We start from the raw sequence: 15236 nt of genomic DNA, 5'->3' as shown, positions 1-15236 counted from the left end.
AGCGCCACCCGGCAAAACTACGTGGCGTTAACCTATCAGGCAGATTCCGCCAGAGCAAGATCTCCCCGCGTCTCGATGCGATCCTTATCGTGATAAATGCGCGCATGTTGCAGGCCGACAAACAGCCGTTCACCGCGGTATGGCGGCTCCTCGTCGCGCATCACCACCGTCAGCGGTTCCTCATACCAGCCCAGCGGCTGTACCACTAACTGGGTGTAGTGACCTTTCGGACTGGCCTCCAGCACCTGCACCGGCAGCGGCGAATCGAGGCTGGTGCGACGGCTGACGTCAACTTCCCACGGGCGCAGGAACAGATCCACCGGGCCCTGATAGCCAGGGGTGTAACCCAGCGGCCAGCGATGGGCACCGACGTGGAACTGACCGCCGCGAACAGTGCCGTGCAGGCGGTTCACTTCGCCCATAAATTCGAGTACAAAGCGGGTGGCCGGTTCACGCCAGAGCTGTTCTGGCTCATCGACCTGCTCGATATTCCCCTGGCTCATCACCACCACCCGGTCGGCCACTTCCATCGCCTCTTCCTGATCGTGGGTCACAAAGACGCTGGTGAATTTCAGCTCTTCATGCAGCTGACGCAGCCAGCGACGCAGCTCTTTACGCACCTGAGCATCCAGCGCGCCGAAAGGTTCATCCAGCAGCAGGATCTGCGGCTCAACCGCAAGGGCGCGAGCCAGCGCCACGCGCTGTTTCTGCCCGCCGGAAAGCTGGGCCGGATAACGGTCCGCCAGATGCGCCAGTTGCACCATCTCCAGCAGTTTGGTCACTTTCGCCTTGATAGTGGCGGCATTGGGACGCTCGCGACGCGGCAGTACCGTCAGGCCGAAGGCGATGTTGTCGAACACCGTCATATGCCGGAACAGGGCGTAATGCTGGAACACAAAGCCCACCTTACGATCGCGCGCATGCAGGCGGCTGACGTCGGTGCCGTGGAAGCGGATGTGCCCGCTGGTCTGGTGCTCCAGACCGGCGATAATACGCAGCAGCGTGGTTTTACCGGAGCCAGACGGCCCCAACAACGCCACCATTTGTCCGGAAGGGATATCCAGCGAGATATCGTTCAGCACCTGGGTGCGACCAAAGGACTTCTTAATATTGGCAATCTCAATGCTCATGATTTCCCTCCTGATGCTGGCGTTTTGCCTGATTCTCTAAACGCCACTGCACCATACTCTTTAAAAACAGGGTCAAAATAGCCATCAGCGTCAGCAGGGCTGCGGCGGTAAAGGAGCCGACGGTGTTGTAGTCCTGCTGCAGCAATTCAATTTGTAACGGCAGCGACAGGGTTTCGCCACGGATCGAGCCGGACACTACCGACACCGCACCGAACTCGCCAATGGCGCGGGCGTTGGTCAGCACCACGCCATACAGCAGCGCCCAGCGGATGTTTGGCAGCGTCACGCGACGGAACATCTGCCAGCCGGATGCGCCCAGCAGGACCGCCGCTTCGTCCTCATGGCTGCCCTGACTCAACATTACCGGCACCAGCTCGCGCACCACAAACGGACAGGTTACAAAGACCGTCACCAGCACCATGCCCGGCCAGGCGAACATAATCTGTAAGTTATGTTCATCCAGCCAGCCGCCCAGCGGGCCGTTGGAGCCGTAGAACAGCAGATAGACCAGACCGGCCACCACCGGTGAGACCGCAAACGGAATGTCCAGCAGGGTCAGCAGCAGCTGGCGGCCCGGGAAGTCAAAGCGCGTTACCAGCCAGGCCAGCAGGATGCCAAACACCAGGTTCACCGGCACGGTAATCAAGGCAATCATTACCGTCAGCCAGATGGCGTGCAGCATGTCCGGGTCGGCCAGGTTTTGCAGCGCGGGCATGATGCCTTTGCTGAACGCCTGGACAAAGATATACACCGTTGGCACGACCAGAATGAAGGCCGATACCAGCACGCCGGTACCAATCAGCAGCCATTTCCCCCAGTTAATACGGGGCGCGTCGTAGCGTTTCAATTGAGTGATTTCCGCCATCAGTGACCTACCACGCGTCGACCAAAGCGACTTTGCAGAGTGTTAATCGAGAACAGCAGCAGCAGCGAGGCCGCGAGGATCACCGAGGCGATGGCACTCGCCGCCGGGTAATCAAACTCCTGCAAACGAACAAAAATCATCAGCGAGGTGACTTCAGTTTTCCACGCGATGTTACCGGCGATAAAGATCACCGCACCGAACTCGCCGAGGCTGCGGGTGAACGACAGTGCGACACCGGCCACCAGGGCCGGAGAGAGCTCCGGCATGACCACTTTGCGGAAGCTCTGCCAGCGCGTCGCGCCCAGGGTTTCAGCCGCTTCTTCATATTCCGGACCTAACTCCTCCAGCACCGGCTGCACGGTTCGCACCACAAACGGAATACTGGTAAAGGCCATCGCTACCGCAATGCCGAGCCAGGTATAGGTCACCTTGATATCAAACTTCGCCAGCCACTCACCGTAAAAGCCGTTCACCGAGAACAGCGAGGCGAGGGTTAAACCGGCCACCGCGGTGGGCAGCGCAAACGGCAGATCCATTAGCGCATCCAGCAGCGTGCGACCCGGGAAGCGGTAGCGGGTTAAAATCCACGCCATCAGCAGGCCGAACACACCGTTGAAAATCGAGGCCACAAACGCCGACATCAGCGTCACCTTATAGGCCGCCACCACCTGCGGGTTGCTGATCACTTCCCAGTACTGGGACCAGCTCATCTCGGAGAGCTGGACCACCAGCGCACTGAGCGGTAATAACAAAATCAGACAGACGAACAGCAGGCTGGTCCCGAGGCTTAAGGTAAAGCCCGGCAGCACACGTCTGGTAGAGACTGCAAACATTACTTACGCCCCGCCGCCAACAGTTTGTCTAACTCACCGCCGCTGACGAAATGCGTTTTCATCACCTCAGGCCAGGCGCCAAAATGGTCTTCCACGCGGAACAGGTCGGTCTGCGGGAATTTGTCCTTCAGTTTGTTCATCACGTCCGGGTTGTTCACACGATAGTAGTAATCGGTGATCACGGTCTGCGCCTGCGGGCTGTAGAGATAGTTGAGATAGGCTTTCGCCGCTTTCTCTGTGCCGTTAGCCGCGACGTTTTTATCCACCCACGCTACCGGGAACTCAGCCAGCACGTTGGTTTTCGGGATCACCACTTCGAAGCCCTGAGCTTCGTACTGTTTGCGGATGTTGTTCACTTCCGACTCAAAGCTGATCAGCACATCGCCCAGACCGCGTTCTGCGAAGGTGGTGGTCGCACCGCGGCCGCCAGTATCAAACACTTCGACGTTTTTCAGGAACTGGGTCATGAACTGCTCGGTTTTGGCTTTATCGCCGCCATCAGCTTTGTCCGCGGCACCCCAGGCAGCCAGATAGGTATAGCGGGCGTTGCCGGAGGTTTTCGGGTTCGGGAAAATCAGCTTTACGTCAGAACGCACGAGGTCGTTCCAGTCGTGAATGTTCTTCGGGTTGCCCTTACGCACCAGGAAACCCATGGTGGAGTAGAAAGGCGAGCTGTTGTTCGGCAGACGGCTCTGCCAGTCGGCCGGGATCAGCTTGCCTTTGTCGTGCAGGATCTGCACGTCAGTAATCTGGTTGTAGGTCACCACATCCGCTTTCAGCCCCTGCAAAATCGCCAGTGCCTGCTTTGAGGAACCCGCATGCGATTGCTTGATGGTCAGCTTGTCGCCGTTGTTGTCTTTCGCCCACTGCTGTTCAAACGGTGGGTTCAGGGCGGCAAACAGCTCACGAGAGACGTCATACGAGCTGTTAAGCAGCTCCGTTGCCTGCGCCTGCGCCACCAGCAGCAAACCTGCCAGCGCCAGAGTTCCTTTTTTCAGTACAGTAACGGCCATTGCGCACCCTTATAGATGTGATGTTTTTCTTAGGGTCATCATATTTATAACGAGTACTAAAGGAGTAACGGTTTTATATACCGTTTGGTGATTTGCAAGCAGAAAAGGGAATAAGGGTGCGGCCTGATGCCCCCACCCTAACCCTCTGGCAATTACAGCGCCAGGAGACGCTCAACCGACGGCGCGAAGTAGTAACCGCCGGTCACCGGCTTCGTGAAGCGCAGCATGGCGTCACGCTTGCCGTCGGTATCGCCAAACATGCTCAGCAGCTGCTGTTCGATGTTATACAGACGCGCGCAGTAGGCGCAGAAGTAGAGACCGTGCGTCCCGCTGGCGGTGCCGTACGGCAGGCTCTGGCGCACAATCTTCAGCCCTTTGCCGTCCTCTTTCAGATCCACGCGGCTCAGGTGTGAGGTTGCCGGGCGGTCGTCGCCGTCAATCTCTTCATTGGCTTCTTTGGTGCGGCCAATCATCATCTCCTGATCCGGCACGCTCATGCGGTTAAGCTGCTTGAGATTGTGCTCCCAGCGCTGGACGAACACGTAGCTGCCGCCCGCGTCCACGCCGTCCTGGATCACCGCCACTTCACGACGGGTCTCATCCCCTGCCGGGTTTTCAGTGCCGTCAACGAAGCCGCTCAGATCGCGATCTTCTACCCAGCGGAAACCGTGGATCTCTTCTTTTACCTCAACGCAGTCGCCAAATGCGACCATCGCGGCCTGGGCAATGGAGAAGTTCAGGTCGTGACGCAGGGAGAGAATATGGATCAGCACGTCGTACTGGGTGGCCGGAGCCAGACCTTTGCCGTAAGGGACAAAGTCTTTCAGCTCTTCGGCCCCTTCCCCGCCGCTCAGCTGACGCCAGACGTTGTGGCCGAACGCCACCACCGCGCCGCAGTGGGCATCCGGGAATTTAGCCTGGAAGGTGGCCAGTTTATCAACGAAAATTTTGCTGGCCGCACGCAGGGCATCGATATCCCCTTTGACATTGGCTTCGATCCAAATCGCCGCGCGGCAATGTTCTGGCAAAATGCCACTCTGAACCTGAGACATCGCTCCTCCTGAAAAAAAGATGCCACGAGGTCGTGGCATAGATGGCGGCGATTATACCCGCTTTTTCAGCGAGGCGGCTTGTCCAGGCGCAATTTACTGCTGCCAGATAATTTTGCTGATTTTCCAGCTCTTCAGCTTGTCATCAGAAGGCATTAACCCGTCCGGGCCGTTCCAGGTTCCGCTGAACTGGTAGCTGATATGCTGGCTGCCGTCAGCTTTACACTCTACCGTCACGCTGTCGTCACCCGGCACGCTTATGCAGTTGCCGTAGGCTTTCTGATACAGGTCGCTGAACGGGGTACCGATTTTCACCCCAGTGTCGGTTTCGATTTCGCTGTCCAGCACCTCAATGCGCCCGACAGTGGATTTATCACCGTTAATCACCAGCGCCAGCTGGTCATCTTTCAGCGCTTCGAAGTAGTGCACGATGGTGCCGTTTTGCGTTCTCATGCCGCTGCGCAGACGGTAATCACCGCCTAACGCCGATTCGATAGCGCTCTGTTCCAGCGCCGTGGCGGCAGTGATATTGCCCACGCCCTGTTCGGTCACTTCGGTGGAGGAGCCGAACCAGTTCCAGGGATAAGCCGCAGACCAGTTCACGGCAGAGAGCGTTGAACAGCCCGTCAGGACAACGGGGAGCGCGCATAACAGTAAACGCAGCGATTTCATCGGGAGTTCCTTTCTGGTTAATTTAACGCTTGTTGGAGTGCAGCATCGCTAAAAAGTGCCGTTTAATCTTTCTCGGGCGTAAAACAGGCGCGTAAACGGGGATGGGTCACCAGCCACAGCAGCGCCACGATATCGGCCACCAGCAGGGCAATGCCGATGCCGCTCAGCGCTTCACCCTTCAGCCACAGCAGAGGTTGCCAGCCCAGCAGCACCACCTGGGCGAGGATTAACAGCCAGCGCAGCGCGCGCCAGATACGCGGCATCAGATGACGCCGCCCGCTGAGTAAAAAGGCCAGCACCGCCGGGATCCCCGGCAGCAGTCCGAGCCAGAAGTTATCTTGATCGGGATAAAACAGGTTCAGCAACGTATTGCCCTGATCGCGAGAGGCACCGGCCAGCACGAACAACACCCAGGTGCGCGCCTGGAGCAGCAGCACGCACCAGAACAGAAACGGCAGGCGAACCCGACCGTGGCTGTCATAGTCGCCAGGGTGAAAATCAATACTCTTCATCTTCTATCAGGCGTTTGCCCAGCGTCAGCACGTCGGCATGTTCATAGTTGAGGCGCTCATACATGCCCAGCACCATGTCATTATCTTCACGCACCATAATCTGAATTTTGGGGCAGCCGCGGGCGATCAGTTTCTTCTCCAGACGATTGAGCAGCGCGTTGGCAATGCCACGCCCACGAAACTCCGGGTGAACGCCCAAGTAGTAGGCCGAGCCGCGATGTCCGTCGTAACCGCCCATCACCGTCCCCACTACTTCGCCATTCACTTCCGCGACCAGAAACAGACTGACGTCATGATTGAGCTTACGCTCGATGTCCATCTCCGGATCGTTCCAGGGTCGCAGTAGATCGCAGCGCTCCCAAAGGGTGATCACCTCTTCGAAATCTGCCTGGCGAAAAACGCGTATCTCCATGGTATTAACCGCCTTTTTGGGTTCAAAAACAGTGATTATGACGCGAACGCCCTCTTTCGCCAATATCCAGCGAAAAAGGTCAGGAAATTTGGCATAATGGCACTTTGTCACGTATTGAAATGAAAAGTAAAACAATTCACCACACGGACTGTCGTAACGGAAAAGACGATACGATATAACACCAGGACACTCATTTTTTACACTTCAGGCCGCATGAGCACATTCAAACCCTTAAAAGCACTCACATCGCGTCGTCAGGTTCTTAAAGCGGGGCTGGCGGCATTGACGTTAACGGGCATCGCAAAGCAGGCTCAGGCAAAAGACGAGAGCACGCTTAAAACCAGCAACGGACACAGCAAACCCAAAGCCAAAAAAAGCGGCGGAAAACGCGTGGTGGTACTGGATCCGGGCCACGGCGGCATCGATACCGGCGCCATTGGCCGTAACGGCTCTAAAGAAAAACATGTTGTGCTGGCGATTGCAAAAAACGTCCGGGCGATTTTACGCAGCAACGGCATTGACGCCCGCCTGACCCGCTCCGGCGACACCTTTATTCCGCTGTACGACCGCGTGGAGATCGCCCACAAGCACGGCGCGGATCTGTTTATGTCGATTCACGCGGACGGCTTTACTAATCCCTCGGCGGCGGGTGCTTCGGTATTTGCCCTTTCCAATCGTGGCGCCAGTAGCGCCATGGCAAAATACCTCTCCGACCGTGAAAACCGTGCGGATGAAGTGGCCGGAAAGAAAACCACCGACAAAGATCATCTGCTCCAGCAGGTGCTGTTTGACCTGGTGCAAACCGACACCATCAAGAACAGCCTCACCCTCGGCTCGCATATTCTGAAGAAGATTAAGCCGGTGCACCGTCTGCACAGCAAAGGCACCGAGCAGGCGGCGTTTGTGGTGCTGAAATCCCCGTCGATTCCCTCCGTGCTGGTAGAGACCTCCTTCATCACCAATCCGGAAGAAGAGCGACTGCTGGGCACCACGGCGTTTCGCCAGAAGATCGCCAACGCCATCGCCTCCGGGATCATTAGTTACTTTAACTGGTTCGATAACCAGAAAGCGCACTCCAGGAAACGTTAATGAAACCCAATGCACAGCTGGTCAAAACCTTCCTGCTCCAGTTGCAGGATGAAATTTGCCAGAAACTGAGCGCCGTCGATGGCGGTGAATTTCAGCAGGATGAGTGGCAGCGCGAAGCCGGCGGCGGCGGGCGCAGCCGCGTGCTGCGTAACGGCGGCGTGTTCGAGCAGGCCGGGGTGAACTTCTCCCACGTGCACGGCGATGCCATGCCTGCCTCGGCCACCGCGCACCGCCCGGAGCTGGCGGGCCGCAGCTTTGAAGCGATGGGCGTCTCACTGGTGGTGCATCCGCATAACCCCTTCGTGCCCACCAGCCATGCCAACGTGCGCTTTTTTATCGCCGAAAAACCGGGTGCCGATCCGGTGTGGTGGTTTGGCGGCGGCTTCGACTTAACCCCCTTCTACGGCTTTAAGGAAGACGCTGTCCACTGGCATCAGACCGCGCACGATCTGTGCCAGCCCTTTGGTGAAGATATCTACCCGAAATACAAAAAGTGGTGCGACGACTATTTTTACCTGAAGCACCGTGACGAGCAGCGCGGAATTGGCGGCCTGTTCTTTGACGATCTGAATACCCCGGATTTTGATACCGCCTTCAGCTTTATGCAGGCGGTGGGCAACGGCTATACCGACGCCTACCTGCCGATTGTCGAGCGGCGGAAAAACCACGATTACGGCGTGCGCGAGCGCGAGTTCCAGCTCTATCGTCGGGGGCGCTACGTGGAGTTCAATCTGGTGTGGGATCGCGGCACGCTGTTCGGCCTGCAAACCGGTGGGCGCACGGAGTCGATTCTGATGTCGATGCCACCGCTGGTGCGCTGGGAGTATAACTTTGATCCGAAAGAAGGCAGCCGCGAGGCTGCCCTGAGTGAGTTTATTAAGGTTCGGGACTGGATTTGATTGCCGGGCGGCGCATTCGCTTGCCCGGCCTACAGGTCCGTAGGTCGGGTTAGCGCAAGCGCCACCCGACATGAAGCGGCTACAAAGGCTGGGTCTGCGCCTCAACCACCGCCAGCGCCACCATGTTCACAATCCGACGTACGGACGCAATCGGGGTTAACACGTGCACCGGTTTCGCCACACCCATCAGCACCGGCCCGACGGTCACCCCTTCCGAACTGGAGACGCGCAGCAGGTTATAGCTGATACGCGCCGCTTCGACATTCGGCATGATCAGCACGTTGGCTGAGCCTTTCAGCGTGCTATCTGGCATCCGCTCGTTACGGATGCTCTCCACCAGCGCGGCATCGCCGTGCATCTCCCCGTCAATCATCAGCTCCGGCGCGCGCTCGCGCACCAGCTCCAGGGTCTGACGCATCTTGCAGGCCGCCGCCGATTTGGAGGAGCCAAAGTTGGAGTGCGACAGCAGGGCCACTTTCGGCTCGATACCGAAGCGACGCACCGTTTCCGCCGCCATCACCGTGATCTCCGCCAGTTGTTCCGGGGTCGGATCGTCGTTGACATAGGTATCGGCAATAAAGGTGTTACCGCTTGGCAGCAGCAGCGCGTTCATCGCCCCGGCGGTGTGCACCCCTTCGCGATAGCCGAAGATCTCCTGCACCACGCTGAAGTGCTCGTGATAGTCGCCAATGGTGCCGCAGATCAGCGCGTCGGCTTCGCCGCGGTGGACCATGATCGCCCCGATCACCGTGGTGTTGCTGATGACGGCTTTCTGCGCCTGCTCCTGGGTGATCCCCCGGCGCTTCATGATGGCGTAATACTCGCTCCAGTACTCCTTGAAGCGCGGATCGGATTCATTGTTGACGATCTCAAAGTCCACGCCCGGCTTGATCTGCAGCCCCAGCTTCTGGATACGCATCTCGATCACGCTCGGACGACCAATCAGGATCGGCTTCGCCAGGCCTAAGGTGATTAACTCCTGGGTGGCGTGCAGGACGCGCGCCTCCTCCCCTTCGGCCATCACCACACGTTTGGCGTCGGTGCGTGCCTGGGAGAAGATCGGCTTCATGAACAGGTTGGTTTTGTAGACAAACTCGGTCAGCTTATCGACGTAGGCGTCGAAATCCTGAATCGGGCGCGTCGCCACACCGGAGTCCATCGCCGCCTTCGCCACTGCTGGGGCGATTTTGACAATCAGACGCGGGTCGAACGGTTTTGGAATGATGTAGTCCGGGCCAAAGCTCAGATCCTGATCGCCATAGGCCGAGGCCACCACTTCACTCTGCTCCGCATGGGCCAGCTCGGCAATGGCGTGAACCGCCGCCAGCTTCATCTCTTCGTTAATGGCAGTAGCGCCGACGTCCAGCGCCCCGCGGAAGATGAACGGGAAGCACAGGACGTTGTTGACCTGGTTCGGGTAATCAGAACGGCCGGTACAGATGATGGCATCCGGGCGGACCCCTTTCGCCAGCGGGGGCAGGATCTCCGGCTCCGGGTTTGCCAGGGCGAGGATCAGCGGCGCGCGCGCCATCTTCATCACCATCTCTTCGTTCAGCACTTTCGGGCCTGAACAGCCGAGGAAGATATCCGCCCCGTCCATCACATCCGCCAGGCTGCGCTTGCCGTCGTCTTCCACGGCGTAGGCGGCTTTGGTTTCGGCCATATTGGCCTCGCGGCCTTTATAAATAACGCCTTTCGAGTCGCAGACCACGATGTTGTGCTTCTGCATCCCCAGCGCCACCAGCAGGTTCATACAGGCGATGGCTGCCGCGCCCGCGCCGGAGACCACCATGCGCACGTCAGAGAGGTTCTTCTCCACCACCCGCAGGCCGTTCAGGATAGCGGCGGTGCTGATGATCGCTGTCCCGTGCTGATCGTCGTGGAACACCGGAATGTTCATCCGCTCGCGCAGCTTCTGCTCAATGTAGAAACATTCCGGGGCTTTGATGTCTTCGAGGTTGATGCCGCCAAAGGTCGGCTCCAGCGCCGCCACCACGTTGATGAATTTGTCCGGGTCGAGTTCATCCACTTCAATATCAAACACGTCGATACCGGCGAATTTCTTGAACAGCACGCCCTTGCCTTCCATTACCGGTTTACCGGCCAGCGCCCCGATATTGCCCAGCCCCAGCACCGCGGTGCCGTTGGAAATCACCGCCACCAGATTGCCGCGGGCGGTGTATTTGTAGGCCGCCAGCGGATCTTTTTCGATTTCGAGACAGGGCGCGGCCACGCCCGGCGAGTAGGCTAATGCCAGGTCACGCTGGGTCGCGAGGGGTTTGGTTGGGGAGACCTGAATTTTACCGGGAACGGGGAATTCATGAAAATCGAGGGCACTCTGTCTTAACTGCTCGTCCATTGTAAGGTTCCTTTCACGTAGAGTTCAAAATGGGTGATGTTGTTATGGTCGGAGTTCACCCTGGGTGGCGGATAGTATCGCTGCTGCCCGCCGTTCAAACTTTGAAGGCTGCCAAACTCTCACCATCAAAAAACAAAAATTGTTATCAATTTATAACAATCATGTTACCTGCCCGGCGAAGCAAGACCATGTCCGTCTGCTATGCTTTTTTGTTAAGTACATCGCGAATTTCGCAGAAGTGTGATCTAACACACTCCACCAACTCTTTTATTTCCAAGGAGTAATTATTTATGAACCAACTAGACGGCATCAAACAATTCACCACGGTCGTGGCTGACAGCGGGGATATCGAATCCATCCGCCACTACCAGCCACAGGATGCGACCACCAACCCGTCGCTGCTGCTGAAAGCCGCCGGGCTGTCACACTTCTCGCACCTGATTGACGATGCGATTGCGTACGGTAAAGGACGCGGCAAAACCAAAGAGCAACAGGTCGCTGAGGCCAGCGACAAGCTGGCGGTCAATATTGGTAGCGAAATTCTGAAAAGCATCCCGGGACGGGTCTCTACTGAAGTGGACGCACGCCTCTCCTTTGACCAGGAGAAAAGCATCGCCAAAGCGCGGCGTCTGGTACAGCTCTACGAGGAACAGGACGTCGAGAAATCGCGCATTCTGATCAAACTGGCCTCCACCTGGGAGGGGATCCGCGCCGCTGAGGTGCTGGAGAAAGAGGGGATTAACTGTAACCTGACGCTGCTGTTCTCCTTTGCTCAGGCTCGCGCCTGCGCCGAAGCCGGGGTGTTCCTGGTGTCACCGTTCGTCGGGCGTATTTACGACTGGTATCAGGCCCGCCAGCCGATGGACCCCTATGTGGTAGAAGAAGATCCGGGCGTGAAATCCGTTCGCAATATCTACGATTACTATAAGCAACACCGCTACGAAACCATCGTGATGGGCGCCAGCTTCCGCCGCACCGAGCAGATCCTCGCCCTCACCGGCTGTGACCGCCTGACCATCTCCCCTAACCTGCTGCAGGAATTGCAGGATAAAGAGGAGTCGGTGATCCGCCGCCTGGTGCCGTCCTCAACGGTGCTGCCAAAACCAAAACCGATGACTGAAGCCGAATTCCGCTGGGAGCATAATCAGGACGCCATGGCGGTCGATAAGCTGTCAGAAGGGATCCGTCTTTTCGCGGTCGACCAACGCAAACTCGAAGATCTGCTCGCCGCCAAACTGTAACCTTGCCATGGAGTGAACTATGTCCCGTAAAGAGTTAGCCAATGCCATTCGCGCCCTCAGCATGGATGCCGTGCAAAAAGCCAATTCCGGTCATCCAGGCGCACCAATGGGCATGGCCGATATCGCTGAAGTATTGTGGAATGATTTCCTGAAGCATAACCCCAACGATCCAACGTGGTACGACCGCGACCGCTTTATTCTCTCCAACGGTCACGCCTCGATGCTGCTCTATAGCCTGCTGCACCTCTCCGGCTATAACCTGCCGCTGGAGGAGCTGAAAAACTTCCGCCAGCTGCACTCAAAAACCCCGGGTCACCCGGAGCTGGGTTATACCCCAGGGGTGGAGACCACCACTGGCCCGCTGGGCCAGGGGCTGGCGAATGCGGTCGGGCTGGCGATTGCCGAGCGCACGCTGGCGGCGCAGTTTAACCAGCCGGGACATGAGATTGTCGATCACAACACTTATGTGTTTATGGGCGATGGCTGTCTGATGGAGGGGATCTCCCACGAGGTCTGCTCTCTGGCAGGCACCCTGGGGCTGGGCAAGCTGATTGGTTTCTACGATCACAACGGTATCTCCATCGACGGCGAGACCGAGGGCTGGTTCACTGACGACACGGCAAAACGCTTTGAAGCCTATCACTGGCACGTGGTGCACGAGATTGACGGCCACGATCCCGAGGCGCTGAAAGCGGCCATTCAGGAAGCGCAAAGCGTGACCGATAAACCGTCGCTGATTATCTGTCGTACGGTCATCGGATTTGGTTCCCCGAACAAAGCCGGGAAAGAAGAGGCACACGGCGCGGCGCTGGGCGAAGAAGAAGTGGCCCTGACCCGTCAGAAGCTGGGCTGGAAATACCCGGCCTTTGAGATCCCGAAAGAGATCTACAAAGCCTGGGACGCCCGTGAAGACGGCGAGAAAGCGCAGGCAGCCTGGAACGACAAATTTGCCGCCTACCAGAAAGCACACCCGGAACTGGCGGCCGAGTTCAGTCGTCGCATGAGCGGTGGCCTGCCGGAGAACTGGGAAGAGACCACCCAGGCGTTGATCGAGAACCTGCAGGCCAACCCGGCGAAAATCGCCACCCGTAAGGCCTCGCAGAACACCCTCAACGCCATTGGCCCGATCCTGCCGGAGCTGCTGGGCGGCTCTGCGGATCTGGCCCCGAGTAACCTGACTATCTGGTCGGGCTCAACCTCGCTCAAGGAAGATCTGGCCGGGAACTACATCCACTACGGGGTGCGTGAGTTCGGCATGACCGCCATTGCCAACGGTATCGCCCATCACGGCGGCTTTGTGCCTTATACCGCTACCTTCCTGATGTTCGTCGAGTATGCTCGTAACGCTGCGCGTATGGCGGCGTTGATGAAGGCCCGGCAGATCATGGTTTATACCCACGACTCCATCGGGCTGGGGGAAGATGGTCCGACCCACCAGGCAGTAGAGCAGCTGGCCAGCCTGCGTCTGACGCCAAACTTTAGCACCTGGCGGCCATGCGATCAGGTGGAGGCTGCTGTCGGCTGGAAACTGGCGGTAGAGCGTCACCATGGTCCGACGGCGCTGATCCTGTCGCGTCAGAACCTGGCGCAGATTGAGCGCACGCCGGAGCAGGTGAAAAATATCGCCCGCGGGGGCTATATCCTGAAAGACAGCGGCGGCAAGCCAGATGTGATCCTGATTGCTACCGGGTCGGAGATGGAGATCACCGTTAAGGCGGCGGAGAAGCTGACCGCAGAAGGTCACGCGGTGCGGGTGGTGTCCCTGCCTTCAACGGATATCTTTGATGCTCAGGATGAAGCGTACCGTGAATCGGTGCTGCCGTCGGATGTCACGGCGCGTGTAGCGGTCGAGGCGGGTATCGCGGACTACTGGTACAAGTATGTCGGGCTGAAAGGGAAGATTGTCGGGATGACCGGGTATGGTGAATCGGCACCTGCCGACAAGCTGTTCCCGTTCTTCGGCTTCACCGTGGAGAACGTGGTGGAGAAGGCGCAGGCCTTGCTGTAAGTGCTTTGCCCGGCGGCGCTACGCTTGCCGGGCCTAAAAACGGCAACCGAATGGTTGCCGTTTTGCTTTTACCTCGTGATCCACAACGTCGGCCAGGAGTCGGGTCCATGCCAGTTATCGCAGCTCGGCTCTTCGGCGTAACGCACCAGACGGAAACGCTGCCCGGTAAAGCGCCAGCGCGTCTGAATCCCGCAGTCGGCAATCCCGCGCCCCAGGGCCAGGGTCGTCAGCTCGCGGCTCTTCTCATCGAAGCTGGCATTCATTAACTCCATCTCGCTGCTGTCGCTCGAGGGCACAAACGGCAGGCGCAGGCGCACCAGATGGGAAGCAAACGGCTTTTTGCGCGACACCAGCCAGGCCAGATCGACGGTGTTATACGCCCCGGCCTCGCAGCTGACGATCAGCAGCGCTTTGTCATCGGTTAAGGCGGTGACCCGCACTTCACGACGCGTCGGATCGAGCGAACACTGGCTGCTGTTGATGCGCCAGGTGCCATAGTCAGTAAGATCGCTGCGCTCCTCACGGGTCAACGGCGTGGGGGTCGGGTTGACCACCGCCACCTCTTTCAGGGCCGGCGCGGGCGGTACGCTCAGCGGCGGCTGTGCGCCTTTATTGATCCACGCGGTTTCACTCCCGCCACGCTTCTGCTGGGCGTCAATAAACTGCAGCGCCTCTTTCAGTCCATCAAGGGTGATAACCTGCTTGCCATCCGCGAGGGTGATGGCCTTTTTCTGCTGAAGGGTGGCCAGCAAGGCGGTAATGGTGGCGGTATGATCGGTAGTCAGACGCCAGGAGGTAACCTGCCAGTGCGGGGGAGCAAGCTGCAGCGGCTCGCCGTCGAGCTGCAAGCGAGGCGCGATGGCGGGCGCTTTGGGATCGATCGTCGCCAGTCCACCGAGATCGATACGCAGCACCGCATCGGTTTTCGCCCCGGCGCTGCGGCTCAGGGTCATCACCAGCCCGTTATGTTCACCGGTATTGCGCGCAATACAAAAGTTCTGGTTGTTGCAGGTCACCTGCCAGTCAGTAAACGACTGCTGAGCAGGTGCCGCCTGAACCAGAGATGCGGGCAGCACGCTGAGCATAAAGATAAGAAAAAGGCTGTGACGCATGAATAGCAGGATCCCGGAAGCAAAACTGACAAACAGACCGTA

The 15236-nt window shown here is 58.3% G+C and carries 14 protein-coding genes; 4 read left to right on the top strand and 10 right to left on the bottom strand.

The genetic code is table 11. The features are described 5' to 3' along the window. Window positions 1-35 precede the first annotated feature (35 nt). The 8 genes from cysA to M8318_RS15250 form a co-directional block, all read right to left on the bottom strand. Window positions 36-1130, bottom strand: coding sequence for a sulfate/thiosulfate ABC transporter ATP-binding protein CysA (cysA, locus tag M8318_RS15285; RefSeq protein ID WP_262663414.1), 1095 nt, complete (start codon window positions 1128-1130; stop codon window positions 36-38). After that, window positions 1120-1995 (bottom strand): sulfate/thiosulfate ABC transporter permease CysW, encoded by an 876-nt coding sequence (cysW, locus tag M8318_RS15280; RefSeq protein WP_262663413.1) that lies wholly within the window; start codon window positions 1993-1995, stop codon window positions 1120-1122. Before cysW ends, cysA begins: the two co-directional genes overlap by 11 nt. Further along, window positions 1995-2828, bottom strand: coding sequence for a sulfate/thiosulfate ABC transporter permease CysT (gene cysT, locus M8318_RS15275; protein WP_262663412.1), 834 nt, complete (start codon window positions 2826-2828; stop codon window positions 1995-1997). Before cysT ends, cysW begins: the two co-directional genes overlap by 1 nt. Next, window positions 2828-3841: a sulfate ABC transporter substrate-binding protein gene (locus M8318_RS15270; RefSeq protein ID WP_262663411.1), complete on the bottom strand. Its 1014-nt coding sequence runs from the start codon at window positions 3839-3841 to the stop codon at window positions 2828-2830. The genes cysT and M8318_RS15270 overlap by 1 nt, the downstream gene beginning before the upstream one ends. A 152-nt stretch (window positions 3842-3993) precedes the next feature. Continuing rightward, complete coding sequence (locus M8318_RS15265; protein WP_262663410.1) at window positions 3994-4893, bottom strand: Dyp-type peroxidase; 900 nt, start codon at window positions 4891-4893, stop codon at window positions 3994-3996. A gap of 93 nt (window positions 4894-4986) precedes the next feature. Continuing rightward, a complete protein-coding gene (locus M8318_RS15260; protein WP_262663409.1) occupies window positions 4987-5562 on the bottom strand; it encodes an RpoE-regulated lipoprotein in 576 nt (191 codons plus the stop codon). Window positions 5563-5624: 62 nt separating this feature from the next. Beyond that, window positions 5625-6074: a DUF2919 domain-containing protein gene (locus M8318_RS15255; RefSeq protein ID WP_262663408.1), complete on the bottom strand. Its 450-nt coding sequence runs from the start codon at window positions 6072-6074 to the stop codon at window positions 5625-5627. Further along, on the bottom strand, window positions 6061-6486 hold the full coding sequence (locus M8318_RS15250; protein WP_106994657.1) for a GNAT family acetyltransferase: 426 nt from the start codon (window positions 6484-6486) through the stop codon (window positions 6061-6063). Before M8318_RS15250 ends, M8318_RS15255 begins: the two co-directional genes overlap by 14 nt. A 213-nt stretch (window positions 6487-6699) precedes the next feature. On the opposite strand from M8318_RS15250, the gene amiA reads away from it, so the two are divergent. Then, window positions 6700-7575, top strand: coding sequence for an N-acetylmuramoyl-L-alanine amidase AmiA (amiA, locus tag M8318_RS15245; RefSeq protein ID WP_262663407.1), 876 nt, complete (start codon window positions 6700-6702; stop codon window positions 7573-7575). Beyond that, window positions 7575-8474 carry an oxygen-dependent coproporphyrinogen oxidase gene (gene hemF, locus M8318_RS15240; protein WP_262663406.1) on the top strand — a complete coding sequence of 300 codons (900 nt, stop codon included), beginning with the start codon at window positions 7575-7577 and terminating at the stop codon, window positions 8472-8474. Before amiA ends, hemF begins: the two co-directional genes overlap by 1 nt. Window positions 8475-8553: 79 nt before the next feature. On the opposite strand, the gene maeB is transcribed toward hemF, so the two are convergent. Further along, complete coding sequence (maeB, locus tag M8318_RS15235) at window positions 8554-10833, bottom strand: NADP-dependent oxaloacetate-decarboxylating malate dehydrogenase (RefSeq protein ID WP_262663405.1); 2280 nt, start codon at window positions 10831-10833, stop codon at window positions 8554-8556. A 290-nt stretch (window positions 10834-11123) separates the two neighbouring features. Here maeB and tal point away from each other — a divergent pair, with 290 nt between their 5' ends. Next, window positions 11124-12074 (top strand): transaldolase, encoded by a 951-nt coding sequence (gene tal / locus M8318_RS15230; protein WP_106994652.1) that lies wholly within the window; start codon window positions 11124-11126, stop codon window positions 12072-12074. A gap of 19 nt (window positions 12075-12093) precedes the next feature. Next, the gene (gene tkt, locus M8318_RS15225; protein ID WP_262663404.1) at window positions 12094-14082 is read left to right on the top strand and encodes a transketolase; all 1989 of its coding nucleotides are present in this window, start codon (window positions 12094-12096) and stop codon (window positions 14080-14082) included. Between the two features lie 68 nt (window positions 14083-14150). On the opposite strand, the gene M8318_RS15220 is transcribed toward tkt, so the two are convergent. Beyond that, on the bottom strand, window positions 14151-15194 hold the full coding sequence (locus tag M8318_RS15220; RefSeq protein ID WP_262663403.1) for a DUF1176 domain-containing protein: 1044 nt from the start codon (window positions 15192-15194) through the stop codon (window positions 14151-14153). Window positions 15195-15236: the final 42 nt, after the last annotated feature.

Origin of the sequence: Leclercia tamurae, assembly GCF_025566055.1 — a bacterium.
In the GTDB taxonomy this organism is placed as follows: Bacteria; Pseudomonadota; Gammaproteobacteria; order Enterobacterales; family Enterobacteriaceae; genus Enterobacter; species Enterobacter tamurae.
The sequence above is the reverse complement of the archived record's forward strand: the minus strand, read 5'-3'. Positions and strand labels throughout refer to the sequence as shown.

What these genes read in the sequence shown, in the direction of transcription:
- tkt (WP_262663404.1), top strand. Translation starts at nt 12,094, where the DNA reads ATGTCCCGTAAAGAGTTAGCCAATGCCATTCGCGCCCTCAGCATGGAT.
- amiA (WP_262663407.1), top strand. Translation starts at nt 6,700, where the DNA reads ATGAGCACATTCAAACCCTTAAAAGCACTCACATCGCGTCGTCAGGTT.
- cysT (WP_262663412.1), bottom strand. Translation starts at nt 2,828, where the DNA reads ATGTTTGCAGTCTCTACCAGACGTGTGCTGCCGGGCTTTACCTTAAGC.
- M8318_RS15260 (WP_262663409.1), bottom strand. Translation starts at nt 5,562, where the DNA reads ATGAAATCGCTGCGTTTACTGTTATGCGCGCTCCCCGTTGTCCTGACG.
- hemF (WP_262663406.1), top strand. Translation starts at nt 7,575, where the DNA reads ATGAAACCCAATGCACAGCTGGTCAAAACCTTCCTGCTCCAGTTGCAG.
- M8318_RS15255 (WP_262663408.1), bottom strand. Translation starts at nt 6,074, where the DNA reads ATGAAGAGTATTGATTTTCACCCTGGCGACTATGACAGCCACGGTCGG.
- M8318_RS15220 (WP_262663403.1), bottom strand. Translation starts at nt 15,194, where the DNA reads ATGCGTCACAGCCTTTTTCTTATCTTTATGCTCAGCGTGCTGCCCGCA.
- M8318_RS15250 (WP_106994657.1), bottom strand. Translation starts at nt 6,486, where the DNA reads ATGGAGATACGCGTTTTTCGCCAGGCAGATTTCGAAGAGGTGATCACC.
- maeB (WP_262663405.1), bottom strand. Translation starts at nt 10,833, where the DNA reads ATGGACGAGCAGTTAAGACAGAGTGCCCTCGATTTTCATGAATTCCCC.
- cysW (WP_262663413.1), bottom strand. Translation starts at nt 1,995, where the DNA reads ATGGCGGAAATCACTCAATTGAAACGCTACGACGCGCCCCGTATTAAC.
- M8318_RS15270 (WP_262663411.1), bottom strand. Translation starts at nt 3,841, where the DNA reads ATGGCCGTTACTGTACTGAAAAAAGGAACTCTGGCGCTGGCAGGTTTG.
- tal (WP_106994652.1), top strand. Translation starts at nt 11,124, where the DNA reads ATGAACCAACTAGACGGCATCAAACAATTCACCACGGTCGTGGCTGAC.
- cysA (WP_262663414.1), bottom strand. Translation starts at nt 1,130, where the DNA reads ATGAGCATTGAGATTGCCAATATTAAGAAGTCCTTTGGTCGCACCCAG.
- M8318_RS15265 (WP_262663410.1), bottom strand. Translation starts at nt 4,893, where the DNA reads ATGTCTCAGGTTCAGAGTGGCATTTTGCCAGAACATTGCCGCGCGGCG.